The sequence below is a fragment of the Nostoc sp. genome (genome assembly GCF_036917235.1).
In the GTDB taxonomy this organism is placed as follows: domain Bacteria; phylum Cyanobacteriota; class Cyanobacteriia; order Cyanobacteriales; family Nostocaceae; genus Nostoc.
Map to the genome: position 1 here is coordinate 251,738 of NZ_JBALDU010000099.1, position 23,157 is coordinate 274,894.

General features: G+C 41.9%; 21 protein-coding genes and 1 CRISPR repeat array (1 of these 22 running past the window's edge). Of the genes, 14 read left to right on the forward strand and 7 right to left on the reverse strand.

The features are described 5' to 3' along the window. Window positions 1-12: 12 nt before the first annotated feature. Window positions 13-387 carry a type IV pilus biogenesis protein EbsA gene (gene ebsA, locus V7K44_RS28875; protein WP_289797664.1) on the reverse strand — a complete coding sequence of 125 codons (375 nt, stop codon included), beginning with the start codon at window positions 385-387 and terminating at the stop codon, window positions 13-15. Window positions 388-650: 263 nt separating this feature from the next. Here ebsA and V7K44_RS28880 point away from each other — a divergent pair, with 263 nt between their 5' ends. Both V7K44_RS28880 and V7K44_RS28885 read left to right on the forward strand, forming a co-directional pair. Then, complete coding sequence (locus V7K44_RS28880) at window positions 651-833, forward strand: hypothetical protein (RefSeq protein WP_334936815.1); 183 nt, start codon at window positions 651-653, stop codon at window positions 831-833. Window positions 834-1,017: 184 nt separating this feature from the next. Continuing rightward, window positions 1,018-2,424, forward strand: a complete 1,407-nt coding sequence (locus tag V7K44_RS28885) for a glycosyltransferase (protein ID WP_334936817.1) — start codon at window positions 1,018-1,020, stop codon at window positions 2,422-2,424. Between the two features lie 65 nt (window positions 2,425-2,489). On the opposite strand, the gene V7K44_RS28890 is transcribed toward V7K44_RS28885, so the two are convergent. Next, window positions 2,490-4,652, reverse strand: coding sequence for a DNA polymerase III subunit gamma/tau (locus V7K44_RS28890; RefSeq protein WP_334936819.1), 2,163 nt, complete (start codon window positions 4,650-4,652; stop codon window positions 2,490-2,492). A 298-nt stretch (window positions 4,653-4,950) separates the two neighbouring features. Between V7K44_RS28890 and V7K44_RS28895 the strand changes: the two genes are divergently transcribed. From V7K44_RS28895 to V7K44_RS28920, 6 genes are all read left to right on the forward strand, one after another. Further along, complete coding sequence (locus tag V7K44_RS28895; protein ID WP_334936821.1) at window positions 4,951-5,121, forward strand: hypothetical protein; 171 nt, start codon at window positions 4,951-4,953, stop codon at window positions 5,119-5,121. Then, window positions 5,042-5,728: a hypothetical protein gene (locus V7K44_RS28900; protein ID WP_334936823.1), complete on the forward strand. Its 687-nt coding sequence runs from the start codon at window positions 5,042-5,044 to the stop codon at window positions 5,726-5,728. Before V7K44_RS28895 ends, V7K44_RS28900 begins: the two co-directional genes overlap by 80 nt. A 197-nt stretch (window positions 5,729-5,925) precedes the next feature. After that, window positions 5,926-9,783, forward strand: a complete 3,858-nt coding sequence (locus V7K44_RS28905; protein ID WP_334936825.1) for a CHAT domain-containing protein — start codon at window positions 5,926-5,928, stop codon at window positions 9,781-9,783. A gap of 497 nt (window positions 9,784-10,280) precedes the next feature. Then, complete coding sequence (locus V7K44_RS28910; RefSeq protein ID WP_334936827.1) at window positions 10,281-10,547, forward strand: hypothetical protein; 267 nt, start codon at window positions 10,281-10,283, stop codon at window positions 10,545-10,547. Window positions 10,548-10,566: 19 nt separating this feature from the next. Then, the gene (locus tag V7K44_RS28915) at window positions 10,567-10,812 is read left to right on the forward strand and encodes a GNAT family N-acetyltransferase (protein WP_334936829.1); all 246 of its coding nucleotides are present in this window, start codon (window positions 10,567-10,569) and stop codon (window positions 10,810-10,812) included. Window positions 10,813-11,553: 741 nt separating this feature from the next. After that, window positions 11,554-13,242 (forward strand): fasciclin domain-containing protein, encoded by a 1,689-nt coding sequence (locus V7K44_RS28920; RefSeq protein WP_334936831.1) that lies wholly within the window; start codon window positions 11,554-11,556, stop codon window positions 13,240-13,242. A gap of 59 nt (window positions 13,243-13,301) precedes the next feature. Here the strand turns inward: V7K44_RS28920 and V7K44_RS28925 are convergent, their stop codons facing one another. Further along, window positions 13,302-13,967: a class I SAM-dependent methyltransferase gene (locus V7K44_RS28925; RefSeq protein ID WP_334936833.1), complete on the reverse strand. Its 666-nt coding sequence runs from the start codon at window positions 13,965-13,967 to the stop codon at window positions 13,302-13,304. 67 nt (window positions 13,968-14,034) lie between these two features. On the opposite strand from V7K44_RS28925, the gene V7K44_RS28930 reads away from it, so the two are divergent. Next, window positions 14,035-14,442 (forward strand): hypothetical protein, encoded by a 408-nt coding sequence (locus tag V7K44_RS28930; protein WP_334936866.1) that lies wholly within the window; start codon window positions 14,035-14,037, stop codon window positions 14,440-14,442. Between the two features lie 10 nt (window positions 14,443-14,452). Here the strand turns inward: V7K44_RS28930 and V7K44_RS28935 are convergent, their stop codons facing one another. Then, window positions 14,453-15,142: a hypothetical protein gene (locus V7K44_RS28935; RefSeq protein WP_334936835.1), complete on the reverse strand. Its 690-nt coding sequence runs from the start codon at window positions 15,140-15,142 to the stop codon at window positions 14,453-14,455. Between the two features lie 164 nt (window positions 15,143-15,306). On the opposite strand from V7K44_RS28935, the gene V7K44_RS28940 reads away from it, so the two are divergent. From V7K44_RS28940 to V7K44_RS28950, 3 genes are all read left to right on the forward strand, one after another. Then, window positions 15,307-16,080 (forward strand): hypothetical protein, encoded by a 774-nt coding sequence (locus V7K44_RS28940; RefSeq protein ID WP_334936837.1) that lies wholly within the window; start codon window positions 15,307-15,309, stop codon window positions 16,078-16,080. Window positions 16,081-16,269: 189 nt separating this feature from the next. Further along, window positions 16,270-16,626, forward strand: a complete 357-nt coding sequence (locus V7K44_RS28945) for a hypothetical protein (RefSeq protein ID WP_334936839.1) — start codon at window positions 16,270-16,272, stop codon at window positions 16,624-16,626. Window positions 16,627-16,772: 146 nt separating this feature from the next. Continuing rightward, the gene (locus tag V7K44_RS28950; protein WP_334936841.1) at window positions 16,773-17,009 is read left to right on the forward strand and encodes a hypothetical protein; all 237 of its coding nucleotides are present in this window, start codon (window positions 16,773-16,775) and stop codon (window positions 17,007-17,009) included. 129 nt (window positions 17,010-17,138) lie between these two features. Here V7K44_RS28950 and V7K44_RS28955 read toward each other — a convergent pair whose 3' ends face one another. The 3 genes from V7K44_RS28955 to V7K44_RS28965 all read right to left on the reverse strand — a co-directional run bounded on the left by V7K44_RS28955 (window position 17,139) and on the right by V7K44_RS28965 (window position 20,326). Then, the gene (locus tag V7K44_RS28955) at window positions 17,139-18,023 is read right to left on the reverse strand and encodes a hypothetical protein (RefSeq protein WP_334936843.1); all 885 of its coding nucleotides are present in this window, start codon (window positions 18,021-18,023) and stop codon (window positions 17,139-17,141) included. Window positions 18,024-18,092: 69 nt separating this feature from the next. Further along, entirely contained in the window at window positions 18,093-18,686 is a 594-nt protein-coding gene (locus V7K44_RS28960) for a DUF1517 domain-containing protein (protein WP_334936845.1), read from the reverse strand. A gap of 68 nt (window positions 18,687-18,754) precedes the next feature. Further along, on the reverse strand, window positions 18,755-20,326 hold the full coding sequence (locus V7K44_RS28965; protein ID WP_334936868.1) for a pentapeptide repeat-containing protein: 1,572 nt from the start codon (window positions 20,324-20,326) through the stop codon (window positions 18,755-18,757). Window positions 20,327-20,396: 70 nt separating this feature from the next. Here V7K44_RS28965 and V7K44_RS28970 point away from each other — a divergent pair, with 70 nt between their 5' ends. Together V7K44_RS28970 and V7K44_RS28975 are read left to right on the forward strand one after the other, a co-directional pair. Beyond that, window positions 20,397-21,233 (forward strand): prephenate/arogenate dehydrogenase, encoded by an 837-nt coding sequence (locus V7K44_RS28970; RefSeq protein ID WP_334936870.1) that lies wholly within the window; start codon window positions 20,397-20,399, stop codon window positions 21,231-21,233. A gap of 368 nt (window positions 21,234-21,601) precedes the next feature. Further along, the gene (locus V7K44_RS28975) at window positions 21,602-21,898 is read left to right on the forward strand and encodes a hypothetical protein (protein WP_334936846.1); all 297 of its coding nucleotides are present in this window, start codon (window positions 21,602-21,604) and stop codon (window positions 21,896-21,898) included. 399 nt (window positions 21,899-22,297) lie between these two features. Next, a CRISPR array of direct repeats spans window positions 22,298-23,157; the repeat unit is 37 nt; unit sequence ATTGCAATTCATCAAAATCCCTATTAGGGATTGAAAC; it runs 534 nt beyond the window's last position.

Consider the following 23,157-nt stretch of genomic DNA (forward strand, 5'->3'; position numbering starts at 1 on the left):
GGCTGAGTTTAATCAATCATCTATACGCAGTAGCTTGCGGTAAAACGGTTGTGAAAAATCGGTTATACGATAACGTTTATAGTTGTCCATCAGTTCAATTAAAAAATTAATAAACTCGAAACTAGCCATCATCAGTTCATAACTCAGGTCAGCATTGCCATCAAACTGAATTCGGCAACGGGTTAAGTCTGAGGGTAAAGTAGCAACATTCCAGGAGGCGACAAAGGGAACATGTTCGCTGGCTTCGATTTTCCGATGTCCTTCCAAGACCCCTTTTTGATAAAGACTGATGGCATAGGGTAAGAAATTACGCCTAGCGCCCTGAACATAAGGTAAGTAAACACTGGCTTGTTGTTGAGTTGCAGGCTGGAGTTGCTCAATAGACATAGTTAAATATTCCTCAAGTTAGTTAGCAATTAGGGATATTAGTGGATGTTAGTAGTATTCCCCAAAGATGTGTCTAAAGCACATAGTGGTTAGTGAAGAAGGGAATAGGGTACAGATTATTCCCTATCACCTGTCACCTCTTTCTAATCCCAATACCAATGCCCTATGCCCAATAAATGAAGTTACTACTAAGAAATATTAAAATTTCGGTTACAATAATGCTGCATTAACTGTTATCGAATCTGGGAACGATAACACTAAAAATGTCTACTGTAAAGTGGTGTATGCCGTTAGTGCAGTTTTTCCCAACAAAAAGCTACTGCTACCTTGCTATTACTTTACCCAAACCGGAGTTCTCATTAGAGAAAGTCCGACTCTACAAGCTTCCTGCCGAAGTGGCTATCAAAGGAATCAAGCTTCTGTCTAAGAGTAGTAAACGCGGTTAATATGAGGTAATTACGCACAGTGGCGGTGACAACAAAGGTAGTCCCAGCGGCTTTTGGCTTAGGGATAGCGGGTATTGCAGTTTGCCCATTCCGATTAATATCGGGAAAAGTAGCTTAGGGATATTTGTCCGTAAAATTACTAACTGTAGACAAATAGTGGTTTTTGAATCAAGCAACCTAACCTATGCCAGCGAATTCCTGGCCCGAAGAAGATTCTTATCAAGAGCTCGATCCGCTCAACTCCTTGTTGTCTGACCTATCAGTAGATGAGGAGTCGGTGTTAGAGACAGATTCTATGTCTCTACCATCCCGGTTTCAAGGTCGTAGAGGCAAAGCAGCTCTAGTCTTGACTATCGTCTGGAGTGGCACGATCGCTCTACATTTAGTTTCTTGGGCTTCCATTTTTATTCTAGGACTGACCACCATTCTAGGATTTCATGCTTTGGTGGTAGTGTTTACTAAATCCCGTCGCTATCCAAAAGAAATACAGGGAGATTTGCCTTCTGTTTCTGTGCTGGTGGCTGCAAAAAATGAGGAAGCGGTAATTGCTAAATTAGTCAAAAATCTTTGTAATCTGGAATATCCAGGTGGGCAATACGAAATTTGGATTATTGACGATCGCAGCAGTGATAGCACGCCACATTTATTAGCGGAACTCGAACAGAAACACGACCAACTGAAAGTACTGAGGCGTTCAGCAGAAGCTACTGGTGGCAAATCGGGGGCGTTGAATCAGGTATTGCCGCTGACAAAGGGCGACATCATCGCAGTATTTGATGCTGATGCCCAAGTAACACCAGACTTGCTGCAACAGGTAGTACCTTTATTTCAAAGAGAAAATGTGGGGGCGGTGCAGGTGCGAAAAGCGATCGCCAACGCTAAAGCAAACTTTTGGACTAAGGGTCAAATGGCTGAAATGGCACTTGATACCTGGTTTCAGCAACAGCGGACTGCCCTTGGTGGCATTGGCGAACTGCGAGGTAATGGTCAATTTGTCCGGCGTTCAGCCTTGGAAAGCTGCGGTGGCTGGAATGAAGAAACCATTACCGATGATTTGGATTTGACAATCCGCTTACATTTGGATAAATGGGATATTGAGTGTGTTTTCCATCCAGCAGTGCAAGAAGAAGGAGTGACAAATGCAGTTTCACTCTGGCATCAGCGCAACCGTTGGGCAGAAGGCGGTTATCAGCGCTATTTGGATTATTGGGATTTAATTCTCAAAAACCGCATGGGATGGCGTAAAAGCTGGGATTTGCTGATTTTTATGCTGATTATGTATATCTTACCGACAGCAGCAGTCCCAGATTTATTAATGGCGATCGCTCGTCATCGTCCACCAATGTTAAGTCCCATCACTGGTTTATCCATTTCTATGTCGATGGTAGGGATGTTTACAGGTTTGAAGCGGGTACGTCAAGATCAAAAATTCCCACTTTCTACATATCTTACGATGCTGGTGCAAACCCTGCGTGGCAGTTTATATATGTTGCACTGGTTAGTCGTTATGAGCAGCACTACTGCTCGGATGTCGGTAAGACCAAAGCGCCTGAAATGGGTGAAAACCTTGCATACGGGGAATGGGGAATAGCCCCTTTGGGAATTAAAAATTAAAAATTAAAAATGCAAAATTACTAAAAATAATTTTGCATTTTTTTATTCATCATCCACGTCTGCTTCTTCTACCCATTCTGGTGTAGTTATGGAATCGGAGAATTCTGGGAAATCATCTGCAAAACGGATAATTTGTCCGTTGAAGAATGTTGCTATACGTTGAGCTGCGATCGCTACTTCGTCAGGTTCCCAATCAGGTGCGGGTGTTTGTTTTGGGGCTGGAGGCAAAGTTTGCGCCCCATTTCCATTTACCCCAGTTCTATTTACGCCATTTCCATTTACACCGTTTCCATTTGCCCCATTTCCATTTACACCATTTCCATTTTTTGCTGCTGTCGGTGCTGGTGGTGGATTAGTTGGCTGTGGTGCTGACGCTGGAGGCGAAATTTGCTGGTTGTAACTGGGAGTTGGTGGTTGCTGAACGCGAGTAGAGTCTTTTGGCGGAGGATTTTTTTTGGCTGAGGTAAAGTTTGAAGAAATTCCTTTTTCTACATTTATCTGGATTTCACGCTGGAAAGTCTGCTGGAAAGCTGCCGTAATCATCGGTAGATAAGATTTTCCTTTGTCATACCATGCTTGTTTAATCGCAATTCGAGCCACAACACCGTCAAACTCGATGAGTTGGCTCATTTGACGTAGCATTTCTTGCCTTGATTTTGGCTGGAGGTTGGCAAGCACTTGTTGCCAAATCTGAGTTAAGTCATATTCTGCTTCGCCAACAACTTCTGAAGTTACTGGTTCAACATTCACCGATGGCACAGGAACAGCAACAGGTTCTGGAGTTGGCGGTGAAACTGAGTTAGCACCAGAATTGTGATTTGTTTGCTGTTCAACTGGGGGAGATGAAATGACGGGCTGATTTTGGGCAGCCGCTTGATGATGGTTTAGAGAATTATGATTTGTTTGCGGTTCAGTTACAGGTAAAGAAGAGACTGGGTGATTTTGGGCAGCCGCTTGATGATGGTTTGAAGAATTATGATTTGTTTTCGGTTCAGCTACAGGTAAAGAAGAGACTGGGTGATTTTGGGCAACTACTGGAGGATAGCTTGGAGATACAGCAGGTGTATTATTAACTCGTGGCGCGAAACTTGAGGCTTGTGGCTGAATATTCGTCGTCGCACTCGGTAACAATCCTAGTAATGTTACCTCCAACCACAAACGCGGCTGAGTGGTATTTTTAATTTGGACTTCAGCTTCTCGCAGGTGTTTCTGTCCTGCTAAGATCGCGCTCATATCGAAGTATTGAGCAAACTCAACTAGCGCTGTCCAAGTTTGCTGAGTACAAGCAACCAAATCGTGGCGGTTGGGTGCTGTCTTGGCAATTAGTAAATCGCGGTAAAAAGCAGCGAGATTTTGCAGAAGAGTTAGGGGTTCTCGACCACGATCTAGAATGTAGTGAGTACAGTCTAGAACTGCTTCCGGTTTATCTTGAGCGATCGCATTTAAAAGCGCTAGCAAATCCTGTTCGCTTACCGTACCCACTAAATCCCAAACTCGCTCTGGTGTCACTTCACCCGCCAACAAACCCAATTGATCGAGTAGACTTTCGGCATCCCGTAATCCCCCCTGAGAAAGTTGGGCTACCAGGGTGACAGCATCATGTGAAATATGAATGTTTTCAAAAGAAGCGATCGCACTTAAATGCTTCACCATCGCCTCTAACTGAATGCGTCTAAAATCAAACCTTTGACAACGCGAAATAATTGTTGGTAACACTCTTTGCGGGTCTGTTGTCGCTAATACAAAAACTACGTGCCTAGGTGGTTCTTCTAATGTCTTTAGTAGCGCGTTGAATGCCTGGGTACTGAGCATATGGCATTCATCAATAACATAAACCTTGTAGCGACACTGCACAGGAGCAAACTGGGCTTTTTCAATCAACTCGCGGATATTATCGACACCAGTGTTACTAGCGGCATCGATTTCAATTACGTCTAAGGCGTAACCCTTCGCGATCCCCTGACAAACCTCACATACGCCGCAGGGTTCAGCCGTGGGCTTATCATCTTTGAGACAATTGAGGGATTTAGCCAAAATCCGGGCACTAGAAGTTTTCCCCGTACCTCTTGGGCCAGTGAATAAATAGGCAGGGGCAATTTTCGATGTGCCGATCGCGTTCGTCAGGGTGGTGGCGATCGCCTCTTGGCCCACCAGTTCAGCAAAACTCTTGGGGCGATATTTGTGGTGCAGGGGTTCGTAAGACATGGAAAAATAGACTTCAATGCCTTTCAACGTGAATTAGTAGCACCGAGTCGAGTTTAGGATTCAATTATTTTAAACTCTCGTACCTGCTTTGTTGATCGATGTTGCCATAGCGCCAGACTCAAATAATGCCGTATATTTTGGCACTCACAAAAGCAAGCAACCAGAGCTTATCCTCTACTATGATTTCAACATCAATGTATGGGAATTATAGCATATCATTTAGTACATTTGTTCTATTAAAGAAGACTGGTAAGCAGAGGAGAATAACTCTTGACAAATGACCAATGACAAATAACAAATGACTATACGTTTTATTGACTTAACTAACGCCATAGTCCAGTGCGATCGCTACAATTTTATAGATAAAGCAAAACTCGATGGTGCAGCAGATGCTCAAGCGGCTATTTCAATGGCTCAAAAAGCTTTTTCAGAGCTTGTTTGGTGGAAAACAGACTACCTCAAAATCTAGGGGAAATGTGGAAAAAGAACCAGCACCCCTGTTGAGCGATACGGATCTGGAATTTCTCTTCAACGAACTGTTGCAAGGGGTACATCAAGCACGAGGAGAAGCATGGGCACAGAAGTGGCTGCATAATATCGAACATCGCATCACAACTCAAGAGTGGGTTGAGTGGTTAGGGCGCTTTGGCGACAGATTGCTCGCATCTCCGACACCCAATAATGAAATGGCTGCGCGGTTGGTGCAATTGGGTGAGTTGAACGTCGGCGAAATTGGAGATGTTGCCTATAATATCGGGATGCAGTTGTTGACACGCAATGAAGGCGAACCAGTTTGGGAATACGAAGGGCCAGATGCTTTTAGCACTTCTTTGTCCTCTGAGGTAGTTGCCCCAGTATTAGAGTCAGCAGATGCGCCAGAGAACCTCCCAGAGGGAGAATACCAAACTGTCACCCTAGAACAGTTGTTTGTGATGTTACAGGAGGATGAAAATTTACGTCAGCAGATTGCTCAACAGCTTGCCGTTGAAACAGACGATCCACAAGTGCTTGTCCAGGCATTAATTAGTCAGTTATATCCTGACGGTCAATCGACTACAGAGCAAACTGAAAATTAACTGCTTGCCAGAGTCAAATTCAAGAGTTAAACCTGGGAATTGTAACGTTGTAATGCTATGCTCTTGAAGGTTTGTATATTTTTTGCTAACCTGCTACGGAAGCGCTGTCAGAATCTAATGGATTTTTACGTAATTGATGATTTTTTTAACACAACGATGGCTACAATCTAGAAAAATAAAATCCAAGAGTGTGGCAGATGCTCAGGCGGATATCGCAGTCGCTTAAAAGGTTTTTAAAGCGCCTCATTGCAAGTAAACAGAATAGTTCTCTCAAGGGTGCGAGAGGACGCAATCTGGTGGGGGTACTACCAGAACTAACCAATGCGGATCTGGAACAATTGTTCATTCAATTGTTAGAAGGCGTGCATCAAGCACGAGGACGACAGTGGGCATTGAGGTATCTGCAACGGATCGAAAATCGCGTTCCGGCTGAACGTTGGATAGACTGGTTGGTGATGTTTGGTGAAAGCTTGCTAGCTTCACCTACACCAAATCCTCTTTTAGCAACACAGATGGTGCAATTGGGGGAACTTGGTGTTGGCAGAATTGGAGAAGTTGCTTATGACATTGGCATTCGGCTAATGCAAAACTTACCTACAGAAATAGAAGATTACCCTGACAATCAGGCACAAGATGATCTAGAAATCACTCCTGGGCAAGAACTGATCCGCGATTTGGGCGAACAGTTATGGGAGCATGATGAGCCAGATGTAATAGAAACTACTCCTGGACAAGAACTGATCCGCGATTTGGGCGAGCAGTTATGGGAGTATGATGAGCCAGATGTGGTAGAAACTACAACGGATGAAGAAATTCTCCCCACTTCTCCTGGAGAAGAGCTAATCCTTAGCTTTGGCGAACAATTATGGGAATATGATGCACCAGATGTTGAACCAATAACGTTAACAACCCAAAATGACTCTTTTGAGGAGATATCGCCCGAAAACTTCGAGGAAGTGGTATGGGAATATGAAAAGGAAGACGCCCAAACCACAATACCAGAAAATATCCCTCTCCCGGCAGCGGAAGATTCAATCAGCTTGTTAACCCAACTTCGGTTCGACGAAGAAGAAGTTGTTCAAATTACAACACCAGTAAATCTCCTTTCCACTAGACAAAGGACTGAATTAGCAACGTCTCCCTCGGTGGAAACTTGGGATAACACTTTGACGAATTTAGAGCCGAATGTGGCAAATACTTTAGATGAGTTGTGGGTGAGGTTGGATCAAAGTACCAATTTAGTCCAGCAACTTGCTTCGGATTTGGCAGTTCAAAGCAGTAATTCCCCTGGTATTATTGAGCGACATAGCGATAATCCGATTACCCACGCTCAAGGGTGGTTTTACCAAGGTCTTCAGCAAGCGAAAACAGGCGATTTGCTAGGCGCGATCGCATCTTATGACCAAGCTATTGAAATGCAACCCGAATTCTCAGAATATTGGTTTAATCGCGGCTTAACGCTGTTCCATTTAGAACGTTTTGATGAAGCGATCGCATCTTATGAAACAGCCATAGAATTGAAGCCAGACTTCTACAAAGCTTGGTACAACCGGGGTGGAACTCTGGGAGAATTAGGATACTTTGAAGAAGCGATCGCTTCTTTTGACAAAGCTATAGAAATCAAGCCAGACTATCAAGAAGCGTGGTCTAGCAAGGGTTTGGCACTGCTTAAATTAGGTTGGCTACCAGAAGCTATTGCTAGTTATGATCAAGCGCTGCAACTCGAACCAGAAGACCAGGAAAACTGGTATCACCGAGGCATAGCCTTAGCCGTCAGCGAACAATTTGCTGAGGCGATTATATCTTACGACAGAGCGATAGAAATTAACCCAGAGTACCATGAAGTTTGGATAGACCGGGGTGTAGTGCTGTTTAATTTAGGAAGATGGTCAGAAGCGATCGCCTCTTGGGATAAAGCCCTTTCAGTTCAAGCTGATTTCTACTTAGCTTGGTACAACCGGGGTATAGCTTTAGACAACTTAGGACGGAGAGAAGAAGCGATCGCCTCCTATCGGCAAGCGATCGCCATTAAACCCGACTTCCATTTAGCTTGGTATAATCAGGCAATAGCACTGTTTAATTTAGAACAATTTGCCGAAGCGATCGTCTGTTATGACAACGCTTTGCAAATTAAACAAGATTATTGGGAAGCTTGGATTGGTCGGGGAACTGCGATCGGTCATTTAGGAGATTCTGACGAATTACTCAATTTGTCGAGTAGTATCATCGCGGCAAATCCCGCCTTACAACAGGGTGGCTACGAAGGAAAATTAGCCAGCTATGAGGAAGGGTTAAAGCATCTGCGAACAGATACCCATCCAGAAGGTTGGGGTAGATTGCATTTTGCGATCGCTAATACTTACTACGAACAAGGTAAAAAACATACCAATACGCGGGATTATTGGCGCAAAGCTGCATCTGAGTACCATCAGGCGCTCTTAACCCTGACATTAGAGTATTTTCCCCAGTTGCATTTAGAGGTTTTACAATCTCTAAGCAAAGTGTTGATGGGTTTGGGACAAACCACACAAGTTCAAGAATTGCTGCAACGTGGGACAGATTTATTGCGACAATTACTGAGTGAAGAAACTCGCTCAGATGAAAGTAAAAAACAGCTAGCTCTAAAATTTGTCGGCTTCGATCAATTGGCAGTTGACTTAGCTGTAGAGTCTGGTGATTTAGTAGAAGCTTGGGAAATTGCCGAACAAGGTAAAAATGCTTGTTTAAACTGGCTGCTTTCTGGTTGGAATGATAATATATACTCGCCTTATTATGGCGCAATTCAACAACTATTCAATCCCACAACAGCAATTATTTACTGGCATATTAGTCCAGTTGCCATACATACTTTCATTCTCAAAGACCAAGCGCCATCACCAATTCTCCTGTTTACACCCATGCAAGATACTGGGGTAATACCTTTAGGAGAAGACGCTATTCGTCTCAATGAATTGCCTTTACCCGAAGCAGTGCAGCGCCTAATTGAATTTGAAACTTGGCTAGAAGATTGGCATCAACAATACCAAGAATATCGCAGCACAGCCCAAGACAAAGAAAGTAAAAGTCACCATTCTTGGCGAGTTGAGATGGAAGAGAAACTGTTGCAACTGTATGAAATCCTGAATATTTCCACAATTGCACAGGAACTTGAAGGCATCACCCAACTTGTCTTAATTCCTCACCGTGACTTGTACAGATTGCCCATTCATACACTTTTCCATCTTTCTTCCCCATCTTCGGAAGAGTTACCCAATGTGGAATCAAATTTCAGCGTCACCTATCTACCTAGTGCCCAAATAGGTTTATCAATCAGAACTGAGGATATTTGGCAGTGGCAAAATAAGTTCTTGCTTAGTGTTGAACATCCAGAAAGTACAGGTTATCCCACACTTAAATTTGCCAAACTGGAGTCTGAAATTGTTAGTCAGATGTTCAATAATAACCAGCGAATTCAGGGGGCAGAGGCTACAAAAAATACTGTCGAAAATGCCTTATCCGATAGTTATAACATCTTGCATTTTACGGGTTATGTCACTAATAATTTAGCTGAACCTAAAAAATCAGAGTTAGTATTAGCAGGTGAAGAAAGGCTTACTCTAGATGAAATCTGCCAACAAAATCTAGATAGTTACAACCTTATTACCCTCTCTGCGTATGAGAATTTAAGTACTAACAGTTACACTATCAGCAGCGAATATGTGAGTTTAGTCAGTGGTTTTGTAACTCAGGGCATACCTCATATAGTGAGTACTCTCTGGAGTGTAGAATCTTCCGCTAGTGCCTTGGTGATGATCGAGTTTTACCGACGATTACAGCCGAATAAATCAGCCATTACTGCTTTAGCCGAAGCAACACGATGGCTGAAAGAACTAACTGCTGGAGAACTGACAAAATGGTATGAAGACATCTTAAATAATCTGCATCCAGAGGAAGTAAGAATTCAAACTTATTTAGCGACGCAACTATATAGAAATAGTAAAATGGCATCAGATAAAATTCTTTATAACCATCCCTACTACTGGGCAGCTTTTACGATTATGGGTAAACCTAATTAATCCTTTGAAACTTCTATTCCAGCCATAAAATTAGCTAGATACTTGTTTTTAGCTTCATCTCTCTAAAAGTTCAATAACCTCAGTAAAATAGTCTAATTATATACTTTGAAATTATCTAACAGAATTCAGGAGTCAGAAGTCAGAATTCAGTTGGGTATTCTGTATGACACAACGACCGATTCAGTGCATCGCTGACGGATAGCGCCGACGACAAGCGAGTACTCGTACTCTGTAATAGTTGCAAGCTACGCTTTTAGCGTCTGTCTTTGCTACGCAACGCTACCGCGAACGACACGCTGCGCGTTCGCGTAAGCGTCCCGCAGGGAACGTAGAGAGCGTCTGAATAATCGCCGTTTTTGCACCCCCACAAAACAAGCAAATTTGGTGATCCACAAGAAAATCGCGGGTTTGAATCCCCGACTGTAAGCGACGCGGAAAACGAGTATTGTCTGCGACACGCTACGCGAACGAGCGTCTTGATTCTGAACTCTTGAATTATGACTTCTGAATTCTTCTTCAACAAACATACTTCCTGGGATAATTACCCTAATACAGCTTTGTCTAAACCGATAATTACCATTCGCCTAATTAGACGCGACGAACTTCCCCAACTTTTGGTTTTATATAACCACCTAAATCCTGTCGATGCACCTTTACCTGCTGATGATGTTTTACAATCTATCTGGGATGGTATTTTACACGATCCCCGTTTGTATTACATCGTGGCTGATGTTGATAACCAGCTAGTAGCAACGTGTATGTAACTTAAGCATTGTTCCCAACTTGACGCGTGGCGCACGTCCATACGGTATTATCGAAAATGTTGTCACCCATCCCGATTATCGACAACAGGGATTGGGTAGGCAGGTGCTACATTATGCCTTAGCTTTAGCATGGCAGCAACGTTGCTATAAAGTGATGCTTCTGAGTGGCTCAAAACGTGAGGAGACGTTGCACTTCTATGAAAATGTAGGGTTCAAGCGTGGAGTAAAAACCGGATTTGTTGCCCTACCTCCAGAGGAGTTGTGAGCAAAATTGATACAGATTAGCCAGCTTCCAAAAATCCTAGTTTATCTTTGGGTTCATTTTCATAAAGTTGTCTTTTGGAAAAAAATAATTCCTAGCCAAAAAACTTGCTACAATCAAGCTCGAAATTTTTGATTGCGATCGCTAATTTTCAGTCTAGTATTTGAAAATTTACCATCAAGGACAACTATCTAAAGAGTGAAAGTTTTTCCTCAAAATCTAGCCCTGAGTTAGTTGTATAATTTCGATCAAAGATTAATAATATATGATATCGCGAAGAGGCATTTTATTTCTTAAATCTTGCTAAAGATCGTGATACATTAAGTTTGACGGCATGAACCATCGTCGGCAATTATAAAGAGACGGCTATTAAAGGCCAATTATTTTACTGCTTGACTGCAATTTTAGAACTGAATAAAATCGCCTACCTGCATTAATAATCTTTATTGTTGCAACAGAAGAGATGACCACAGTATGCCTGCTTCTCTTTAGTGGGATCTGCGGTTCTTTAAAAAACAAATAGGAATCCGATACTACATGTGGTAAACATTTGGATAAATGTTATGAGATATCAAAGCAGCTACTCATAATGTCCCACATTTGAATTTTCCAGAGTTAACGGGTTTCATTTCTGGTTTCCATATCAAGGCTAACCAAATAATCATCTGGATATCTATATTCACTTAACCTTGCATCCAGTATTTTCCAATAGTCAACCCAAGAAACTGAAAAGAGGATATTTCCATGTCTAGTTTGTCTCGTTGGTCATCAACAAAGGTTGCTTTGCTAGTTCTGGGAATGATAGCTGCTACAATAACTCCCATCGTAATTTCTGCCCCAGCTTCATCTCAAACTCCTGTTCCATCTGCAACACCATCACCTGAGACACCATCACCTGCAACACCATCGCCTACTTCAACAGTTAACCTATCTGATGTTTCCTCAGATTATTGGGCGCGTCCCTTCATTCAAGCCCTAGCTGAGAATAACGTGATTAGTGGCTTTCCTGATGGTACTTATAGACCAAATCAGCCTGTGACTCGTGCTGAATTTGCTGCCTTGATTCAAAAAGCTTTCAGTACCCAAAACCGAGTCCGGCAATTAAGTGCAGGTGGATTTAGTGATGTTCCTGCTAACTACTGGGCAGCTGCTGCAATTCAAAGCGCCTACGAAACTGGATTTTTGGCAGGCTATCCTGGGAACGTGTTTAGACCAAATCAAGAAATTCCTAGAGTGCAGGGGATCGTTGCTTTAAGTAGTGGCTTAGGTTTAACTGGTGGCGATACAAGTACTCTCACTACTTACTACAACGATGCCTCAGCTATCCCAGAATATGCTGTTGGCAGCGTGGCAGCAGCGACAGTAAGTAATCTTGTTGTCAACTACCCGGATGTAAAACAACTCAATCCGCAACAGTCTTTGACTCGTGCTGAAGCAGCAGCACTTTTATATCAAGCTTTAGCTAAACAAGGACGAGTGCAACCCATTGCTAGTAATCTTCCAGCTAGTCAGTACGTTGTCGCTGGAACTCCTACAAGTACTGATATTGTTTCTCTGGCGGCATCCAGTAGTTCTTTTACAACTCTGACTTCTTTATTAAAGACAGCCGGTCTAACAGATATTCTTCAACAGCCAGGCCCTTATACAGTCTTCGCTCCTACCAATGATGCATTTGCTGCTTTGCCTGCTGCTACCTTACAGCAGTTAGAGCAACCAGAAAACAAAGAAGCATTAGTTAAGATTTTGAGATATCATGTGGTTCCCGGTGCGGTAACTGCTAGTCAACTCTCGGCAGGGGAATTGACGACCGATGAAGGAAGACCTGTAAATATTAAAATCGATTCCGCTAACAGTCAAGTCTCGGTGAATAATGCCAGAGTTCTCCAGGCGGACGTGAAAGCTAGCAATGGTATTATCCATGCAATTAACCAAGTCCTGATTCCGCCTGATGTTAACATCAGTCAGTTAAATCAGCCACCAACAGGAAGTACAACGCCCGATGTTAACGTAGGTAGAAGTACTCGTGGTGGCAGAAGCTATATCGGAGTTGGTGGTAACATTGGTTTGAGCGGCGACGATACAGCTCTGAGCGACACTAACTTTTCAGTGATCAGCAAACTTGGTCTGACAAACAATATATCAGTGCGACCATCGGTGATCTTTGGGGACGATACAATATTTCTAGTTCCTGTGACTTTAGATTTTTCTCCCCGCAGAGCAGGTTCGGTGGGTGAAAGAAGCTTTGCTATATCTCCATACATAGGTGCTGGCGTAGCAATTGAAGCTAATACTGATACTGATATTGGATTACTGTTAACAGGTGGTGTAGACCTTCCTATCGGTTCTAAACTTACGCTAACAGGTGGTGTAAATGCTGCTTTTTTGGATGATACTGATGTAGGACTACAATTAGGAATTGGCTATAACTTCTAAGTAAATAGAAGCAGAACACGCAATAAGGGCGCACAGTTTAGTTGTGCGCTCTTGCTGTATTAAGGTCGCTTGATTGCTAAAGTAAGTCCATCGGCGATGGGGACAAGGGAGAGAGTAATGCGTTCGTCATGATGTAACTTTTCGTTCAGTGCCCGGATTGCTTGAGTGCTTTCATCTTGATTTTGCTCATCAGCTACTTGTCCAGACCATAAAACATTATCGATCGCAATCAATCCACCTGGACGAACTAATTGCAGCGATCGCTCATAATATCCATCATAATTTTCTTTATCAGCATCAATAAAGGCAAAATCAAAAGTCTCGGCTTGCCCAGTTGCCAATAATTGATCTAAAGTTTCCAAAGCTGGTGCCAATCGGAGATCGATTTTATCAGCAACCCCAGCTTCTTGCCAATACCGCCGAGCGATCGCAGTAAATTCTTCACTCACATCACAAGCGATAATTTTGCCATCAGGCGGTAGTGCCAAAGCTACAGAAAGTGAGCTATAACCCGTAAACACTCCAACTTCTAGGGTTTTCTTCGCTCCAATTAATTGCACCAGAAGGCTCATAAACTGCCCTTGTTCTGGTGAAATCTGCATTCTACTCCGGGGATGATTGGCGGTTTCTTGGCGCAACTTTTCAAGAATTTCTGGTTCTCGCAGCGAAACGGATAAAAGATAATTGTAAAGTTGATTATCAAGACCTATAGACTGTTTTGGCATGGTAGATCAGAGAATTGAGAGAAACTACAGTTATACTATCGCTGATAAGTGGAATCTCAGGAATAACATGGTGCGGTTAGTTTTGACAGCAATATTGCTGGTGCTAGTGACAGCTTGTGGCAGTATTGGGCTGCTACCAACTAGCGATTTAGTGCAAAAAGCGATCGCACTTGGGCTAGAACAAACTCAACAAAAACTTAGCCAACAGTTGGATCTAGATTTTCAAGGATTTGAAATCAAACGGCTATCAATTACCCAAGAACAACCCCTAACGATTGAAAATTTACCAGCTTTCCACGTTCGGGGAACCTACGACTTGATTCTTAAGCTACCAAAACGGCGCTTGACGCAACCAAAACAACCCTTTGACGTTTATTTGCAAATTCAGCAAGAAGGTAAAACTTGGCGATCGCTAATTCCAGAAAAAGGTAGTAAAAATAATCAAGCAGTTTGGCGCAGTTATTTAGTTGAGTAAAACTGTGTCCTCAAAGTGGTTTTTTCCGGTTGCGTAAGAATTGCAAACCAGTAGCGTAAACACTAAATGCCAGTAAACCTGACATAAAACTGGGTTCAGGAACACTAGCAGTAGATACAGAATTGATACCAACAGCAAAGTCTTGATTTAAGTCTACATTATCAGCAAATGAACTGTCGGCAGCACCAATAAATATAAATTTTGCATCAATAGGAACTTGCACAATAGCACCATTAAAATCTACACGTGATATGTAAAAAATACTATTATCTAAACACTGAAGTGGAAGACAACCGTTGGAAAGAGTTGCATTAATAGCACCAGGAACTCTATCAGTCGTTGCGCCATAATACGTTCCGCTACTTGGTAGCAATCTATTGTCAGTGCTGAAAGTAGCCCACATTGCACCAAAGTATTCGTTAGTGGGATCACCAAAGGGTGAAAAACTGCCAAACCGTTCTAGTTTAATTGTGTCCCCTGAATTAATTCCCAAGTTTGTTAGAGAAAAAGGTACGCTGTCAGGACTAAATGTATATGAGGAAATAAAACTTGCACTGGGGTCAATATTGAATTTGGCTACCAAAGCTTGAGCAGAATCAATTTTGAATAATACTACTAAGCTGAAGGCGGTTCTAACAGTTGCAACTGATAACTTGGTGAATAATTTAGGAATTTTTTGATTTTTTAAAAAGGCTGACATAATGATTTCCTACAAATTGTTAATTACTGAAATCAGAAAAATTTTTAAAGTCTGAATTCTGCACAGGATGATATGTGCTACTAGAAAAACCATCACAATCATTTCCGTATAACTGGTGAGGCATAGTAATGATCGAGGTATAGTTTTACCGGAGACAGGGCAAGATGTATATTAACTTTTTCGTCAGTTCCATTGCAGGAATAGTGGTTGTGGTGCTGGTGGCTTTTGGCTTACTGCAATGGTTGCACATCCCTGCTGGTAACTTTCTTGATTGGGTGATTGGTGGTGCTAGTTTTTGGTGGCTGTTGGTAATTGTTACCGTCCCGTGGAATGTGCATTTTCAAGCTAAAGAAGTCTTAGCAGAAGCAGCACAATCAACTGAGAAAGGAATTCCAGTTGATGAGAAACAAGTAAAGTATGTCACACTTTTGGCAAAGCGATCGCTCTGGGTTGCCATTGCTTTACACTTATTTTCAGCCGTTGGTCTTTATACTCTTGCTGCCACTGGTATTAGTACTGTGGGATATATAAGTTCTGGTGCAGCTTTGTTATTAACAATTCTGCGTCCCGCGATTCGCGCTTATGAATATTTATATGCGCGGCTAGCGATGATTCGCCAAGAATGGAAGTATCCGCGCGAAGATATTTTTGAACTGCGCGATCGCTTCTCGATATTGGAACAAAAAATCCAGTCGTTGGAAGATCAACTCAACCCCGAACAACCTTATTCTTTATCTGCAACTCAACAACGTTTTGCCGAAGAAACTCGTAGAGATTTAGCCCGGATTGCGGCTAATTTTGAGGAATTACGGGCGACAAATCAAACTGAACATGAACGTTTGGCAAGAGAAGCACGAACTGCGATCGCGCAACTTTCCACTGACGGGCAATTTCTCGATCATGTCCGCGAAATTATTCGATTTTTTAAGACCGCTTAATTATTATTCTCATAGCTATCTGAATTTTAAATTTGGGATCGTGGTAGTGAATATCTATCATCCAAAATTTAAAAACTTTCTTCAAAGAAGGTTAATGAGACTCTACAAACAGAAAAGTAAATTTTATAAACATTGTATATTGGGGCATACAATGTTTATTTTTTTTTAGAAAAAAGGAAAAAATTATAAATGTTTGATTCTCTTATCTTAGTTTTTATATTAGGCATGATTATCCCTTTTTTTCTTGCTCAGATTATGCCAAACAGCAAATGGCTAATAGGTTATGCTATTTGTTTTGGATTTTTTGTTCTTTTTATACATTACGAACACTTGACAACGCCAAGCGAGCGACGAGGAAATGGTTTTGTCTACGCCTGGGCAGTACTTATGACTCGTTTAATTTATACATCAGGAAGTGTGGGAATAATCAACAGGGCTGTTGTATTAGCCTATAAGTCAAGAGGGTATAAAATCAATATATGGCTCATAGCTAATATAATTTTTCTTGATTGGATGCTTATTTATATCGCATTAAAGATGTGGTAAATTCATTTCTACCTAGTTGAAAATGCACTATTGAGGCTTATCGTGTACCTAACTAGAACAGGAAAGGCTATAGTGAAGCTCACATAACTTCAGGAGTACTCACGGTGAATCAGATACAACTGACTTTAACTATTGGTTACTTATTAATGACGTTCTATTTTCTAACTAATTGGTTAATATTTTCCCTACGTCATCCTGCTTCCAATCCAGAAGATAAATTTTTATCAGTTGTGATGTTTGTGATGACAACTATCTTCTGGCCTCTAATGATTCCGATGTCTTGTTTAGAAATGGTTCAACAAAAGCGAATAGACTTTAGTAAAATAATTCCTGTTCTCTTAGCAATATTTGTATTTAGTATTTCATATTATTTAACCGAATAATTAATAATTCCTCCTCGCAAATTGCATAGATATAAAGAGAAGCCGGAGGTTTGACTTGTTACCCTCCGGCTTCTTTATGCACAACTACCTTTACTTGTTAGGCAGTCTATTTATTCAACTTGGAATTGATTAACGGCGTCTGCTGCCAAAACCACTTGAGCGGCGGGGTGCTGTACTACGCCCACTACCAAAACCACTGCCAGAATTGCGTCTGGTAGTGCTTGAGTTACCAGAGGGTCGTAAGGTACTACCACCAAACCCAGAACCGGAAGGACGGTTATTACCTGTAGTACTACGCGGTGTATTGCGTACATTTGAATTTCCAGGATATGACCTTCTAATTGTCCCTGTATTGCGGAACGCAGTGCGATTTGTTACGGCTGCTGGTGGCGTATTATAGCGAGTTTGGTAGTTTTGAACTGCTTGGCCATAGCTGCCGCCATATCCACCGAAGCCACTTAATCCTTGTCCTGATTGATAAACAGGGGGTACATAATACTGGGGTCTAAACAACATACTACCAATTGCCTGTCCCGCCAAGCTACCAGCCACAGACCCAGCAAATGGTGCCCAGAAGCTATTTTCTCGACGGACTACAACTGTCTCTTGTTGTCCTGTTTGGGGATTGGTTTTATTCTCGGTAACGTTGTGGACGTACTCAAGTTTAAAGTCTTCCGTCAGATATAAAACCGGTTGTCCTTTTTCTACCTTCAGATAGGTTTTTTTACCCTCCTTAATTTGATCGTCAGTTAACCGCGCCATTTGCAAATTTTCAGTTGAAAAGGTTGGGGGCTTATTGTTTAGTAAAAACAGGTTGTACTCACCAGTTGCATCGTCATAAGTTGCTTGTTGTATTTGATACTCGCCATCACTCAACTTTGTATTAGTAGAAGTTTGGCTAACGTTCTTAGCTGGAGGAGTACTTTGGTTCTCGCCACCACAGGCAACAGTTGTGATACACAAACTCAGAGCTAAAAAAACGGCTGTAAATTTACGTACTATGGTCATGATCATTGGATTATTGTCCTATCTCTGAGCTTAACAATTTATCATCTGAGTAGTAAGTACGGACTACCCAACAGATTACAAAGGAATTAATTCTGGGTAATATTGCAACAGTTGATCGCTAGTAAGTTCATCGCCTAACTGTGCTGGTGAGAAATGTACTTGGATTGCCTTTAATCTATGTTTATAATGCAAATTTATCAATGCTTTCAATCCTTCCTTGAGCGCCTGAACGTTAGAAAGATCGGTTTCTAATTCTGGTACTTCTCCTTCATAAGCTACTGTAATCATCACAATGACGTTGCGGGTTACAGGTATAGATAAAGGTTCATTCAATCCAGAGTCAGAACTGTAATTTGGTTCGCTGAGATATCTTTCGGCAGAGTCAGTAAATAATTCATTCACATAATCCCCCGCTTCGCCCTCATTAAAAAATACGTCACCTTCGTTGGCAGCAGAAAGCCAATATTCATCGTATTGCAGCAGGGTTTGGCTAATTTCTACCAATCCTTCTCCTAAAACTTCTAAGTCGCCATCGACATCGATCGCATCCCGTCCAGCACTATTTAATACTCCCAAAATTGGCGCTACTTCACCTCCCCCTATGTGCAGAAATAGGCGAAACACTACATAGCGAGTTCGACCAATCATTTTATTAAAGGTATCGCGCATTTTTTCCTCCAAAGTTTTTTTATTTGTCCTTTGTCCTTTGTCATTTGTCCTTAGTTTTTGACCAATGACTAATGACTAATATAATGAAATCCTTTGACAAAATCTATAATTATATCTAATGAAGGTAATATATTTTTTGTTGAATCACTGGATATATCATAAGCTGAAGCATTGAGAGCAGAACGATTAATAAATCTTTTTCCAAAGTTGGGATGGTCATAAACAATCAAAGTGTGGGCGCTAGAATTCGTTAAAACTATTTGGGTTGGGGCTTTACAAAAATTTAACTTTGCGGCTATTTCGATATTTTTTTTCATCTGTTTAATTCTTGTAGCCTGATTTATAGCTTGTTCTAAAAGAGTATTTAATTGTTTCACTATATGAGGTGATTTTAGCGGTTTTAAGTCTTGGTTTGCAACAACTTCACTGTTAATCATTTCCACTATACTGGAAATATTCTTTTGGGTAGATGCTGCATCTAGAAAGGGAAGAATGACAATGTAAGCAGTGATAAATAATGCTTCGTCGCTATCTATATGAAAAGTAAAAATAGTCCGGCGACGGCCACTTTCGATGCTTGGAGGTTGTTTCAGACCTCGATATTCTTGAGCAATTTGGTAGTAAGCGCCAGCGATCGCAAAATTGGCTTCGTGTTCTAAGGCTGCATCAACAATAATCCGAATTGTTGGCGGTGTTTCGTTAAAAAAATCTCGTGACTCTTCAGAATGGAAGTTTTGGACAATGGAGCGATCGCCATTTGGGCTAAGATCGACCCATTCACAAACCATGCCTTCGGTTTTTAAACCAAATCTGGAAGTGGCATAAAGCTTGGCTCCCGTTAAGGTTGCTCCTGTTAAGTCAGCACCAATCCATTCTGCCCTAATTAATTTTGCCTGAGTTAAATTGGCGTGGACTAAACTTGTATTCGTTAAATTGGCATTGCTTAAATCTGCGCCAATTAAATCAGCCCCGCTCAATTTTGCACCGCTCAAATCTGCCCATCGGAGATTTGCGCCGCTCAAATCTGCCCATCGAAGATTTGCACCACTCAAATCTGCCCCGCTCAAGTTAGCATGGCTGAAATTGGCTTGTCTGAGTTCGGTATCGCGCAAATTTGCACCACTCAAGTCAGAACGACTGAGATCGCTGGCGTTTAAGTTAGCCATCTCAAAGTTTGCTCCAGTTAAAGAAGCACCTCTCAAGACAGTCTCACTTAAGTTAGCGTGACGGAGATTCGCTTGGCGGAGTGTCGCCTCTCGCAAATCAGCACCGGTCAGGTCAGCTTCCAATAAATCAGCGCGACTGAGGTCAGCGCGAATTAACTCGGCGCGGATTAATGAGGCTCCTCTGAGTTGAGCGCGACTTAGATCCGCTCGAATCAAATTAGCGACGTTGAGACTGGCGTTGTTGAGGATGGCGCTGCATAGATTCGCGCCACTGAGTCTAGCTACATTTAGCTTGGCATTGCTCAAGTTAGCTTCACTCAGATTCGCGCCACTCAGGTTGACTATACTCAAATTAGCATCGCTCAGATTTACACCACTGAGTTTTACTCCACTCAGATTGGCTTCTGGGAGGTCAACACCACTAAAGTTTAAGACTCCTGCTGCGTATTGTTCCAGTAATTCCTCTACAGTCATCGATGCTACCCCTTGGATGCCAACTTTAATAGTTGGTAAAGTCATAAAAAACGGAATGTCAAAATCAAAAATGAATATTGGAATTTTAGGATTGGGACTGATTGGCGGATCTTTGGGTTTTGATTTGCGATCGCAAGGACATCATATCTTAGGAGTTAGTCGCCGTGAAGCAACCTGTCAAAAGGCAGTTACCCTGGGCAGTGTTGATCGAGCATCAGTCGATCTGAGCCTATTAGCAGCCGCAGAAGTTGTATTTATTTGTACACCTCTAGCCCTTATTGTGCCCCAATTTGAACAGTTAATCGCTCATTTGTCTACTGCTACAGTTGTGACTGATGTGGGTTCGGCGAAAGCACAGATAGTTAAGGATATTACTCCCCTTTGGGATAATTTTATTGGTGGTCATCCAATGGCGGGCAGAACAGACAGTGGGATAGAAGCTGCACAGCGAGATTTGTTTGTTGATAAACCTTATGTATTAACACCGATAACGACAACCCCAACTAGTGCAATTACAGTTGTGGAAGAAATTGTGCGATCGCTCGGAGCTAATATCTATTATTGTCAACCAGAACAACACGATCGCGCTGTGAGTTGGATTTCCCACTTACCGGTGATGGTCAGTTCCTCGTTGATTGCTGCTTGTTTGAGCGAAACTGACCCCGATGTTTTGCAATTAGCCCAAAAGTTAGCTAGTTCAGGCTTCCGGGATACTAGTCGTGTGGGTGGCGGGAATCCAGAGTTGGGTGTGATGATGGCACGGTATAATCGTCAAGCATTGCTGCGATCGCTGCAACAATATCGTCAAAATCTCGATGAGTTGACTAACTTAATTGAGCAAGAAAATTGGGTAGTTTTAGAGGAAAAGTTCAAATCAAGGCAACAGGCACGACCTGATTTTGTTTAATAGTTATCAGGTGCGTTTAGCTATAGATAACGCACCCATTTTTTAATTTAGTGAGTTAATTGATAAACAGAATTCAGAATTCAGGAGTCAGAATCAATCGTTCGGGAATTTAGACCCGCGACTGATTGTTCGCCTTTGGCGTCTCCCCTTAGGAGAAGACCACTAAATCTACGATTTGATGCGGTCTTAAAACCGGTTATTCATCCGCCAGCGATGCACTGAGCCGGTCGTTGTGTCGTACAAAATTCATTCTGAATTCTGACTCCTGACTCCTGAATTCTGTTCGATAAAATCTTTAAAAATGCTACTCAACAGTCTGACAGTCACCAAACCGATGTACCATACAGATAAATTTACAAAAATCAACAATGGTAGAACGTCCAATTAAGAAATCGGAACGTCAGTCTCAAGCAAACACTGACAACAATTCCGAAAATACGGATTCTGTAACTCCTATTGAATCCAACCCCAAAAGCTCAAAACCGAGCCGCGAACGCTCGTCTGACAAAGGGAAAAAAGGATCGTCATATAGGGATGAAGGCAGACAACCGGCGAATCCTGCACTAGCGCGTGGCCCAAAACCGATTAAACCTCCAGCCCCCAAAGTTCAAACAGAAGAACTTGAAACCGAATCAGAATCTATCTCTGAGGAGTCTCAAGACTAACATTACAAGTGTTGTTGTGTGTGATGTGGGAGGCTATAAGCATATAAAGACTGAGATTTCTGGCTCCGAAGGCAGCGATCGCGCCCCCCATCACCATTAGGTTATTTTTAGCGATCGCATATCTCGCAGAGTTTTTGTATGTCAAATGCGCGAATCGATAGGTGTACAAATTCCACAGCCCCAAAAAAGTGCTTCTATCTCAATACCAGCAAGCATTTCACCCTACTCATCACTCAATTATCATCCGCGCAATCTCTGAAATGCTTACAAAAACTAGGGTGTTAGCCTTTAACCTTTCCCGGCACTCTTCCCAAAGGAATTATCTAATGCTATGATTGCTCCAGAATCGCGCAACCGCACCTTGAAAACTAAATATAGCTTGGCTTTCGGGCTTCAGCCATTGCAATTCATCAAAATCCCTATTAGGGATTGAAACACTGCCACATGGCGGTATGAGTTGAGTAAAAATTGCAATTCATCAAAATCCCTATTAGGGATTGAAACAGGTTTTGAGATTCTGCCGCCAATTTCAAAGAAAATATTGCAATTCATCAAAATCCCTATTAGGGATTGAAACCCTAAAAGAACGTAATTGTAACTGTTGTTCTTGATTGCAATTCATCAAAATCCCTATTAGGGATTGAAACCTACTGAAGCTAAATTATTCAAATCCCTTTTAATTGCAATTCATCAAAATCCCTATTAGGGATTGAAACTAAAGGTATGCGTACCATTTAGTACGCTCCCATGAATTGCAATTCATCAAAATCCCTATTAGGGATTGAAACTTAATTGGATTCCTCCTTAATCGTGGATTACTTACCATTGCAATTCATCAAAATCCCTATTAGGGATTGAAACTAACACCTATTTCGTGCTGCACAAGCACTTTCATATTGCAATTCATCAAAATCCCTATTAGGGATTGAAACGATGGAAACGTGCAGCCATTGGCAAATACATGGAATTGCAATTCATCAAAATCCCTATTAGGGATTGAAACCAAAATCATTCTGATAGTGCCAAGACTTTTAAAAAGATTGCAATTCATCAAAATCCCTATTAGGGATTGAAACTAAACAAGAGCCGGATAAAAGAAAAACTTTTATTTAATTGCAATTCATCAAAATCCCTATTAGGGATTGAAACAGTATCGTTTAATTTTAATGATTCGCGCAACTCATTGCAATTCATCAAAATCCCTATTAGGGATTGAAACGTGGCAGCTATGGCAGCGGCGTAAGTGCAGATCCAAAATT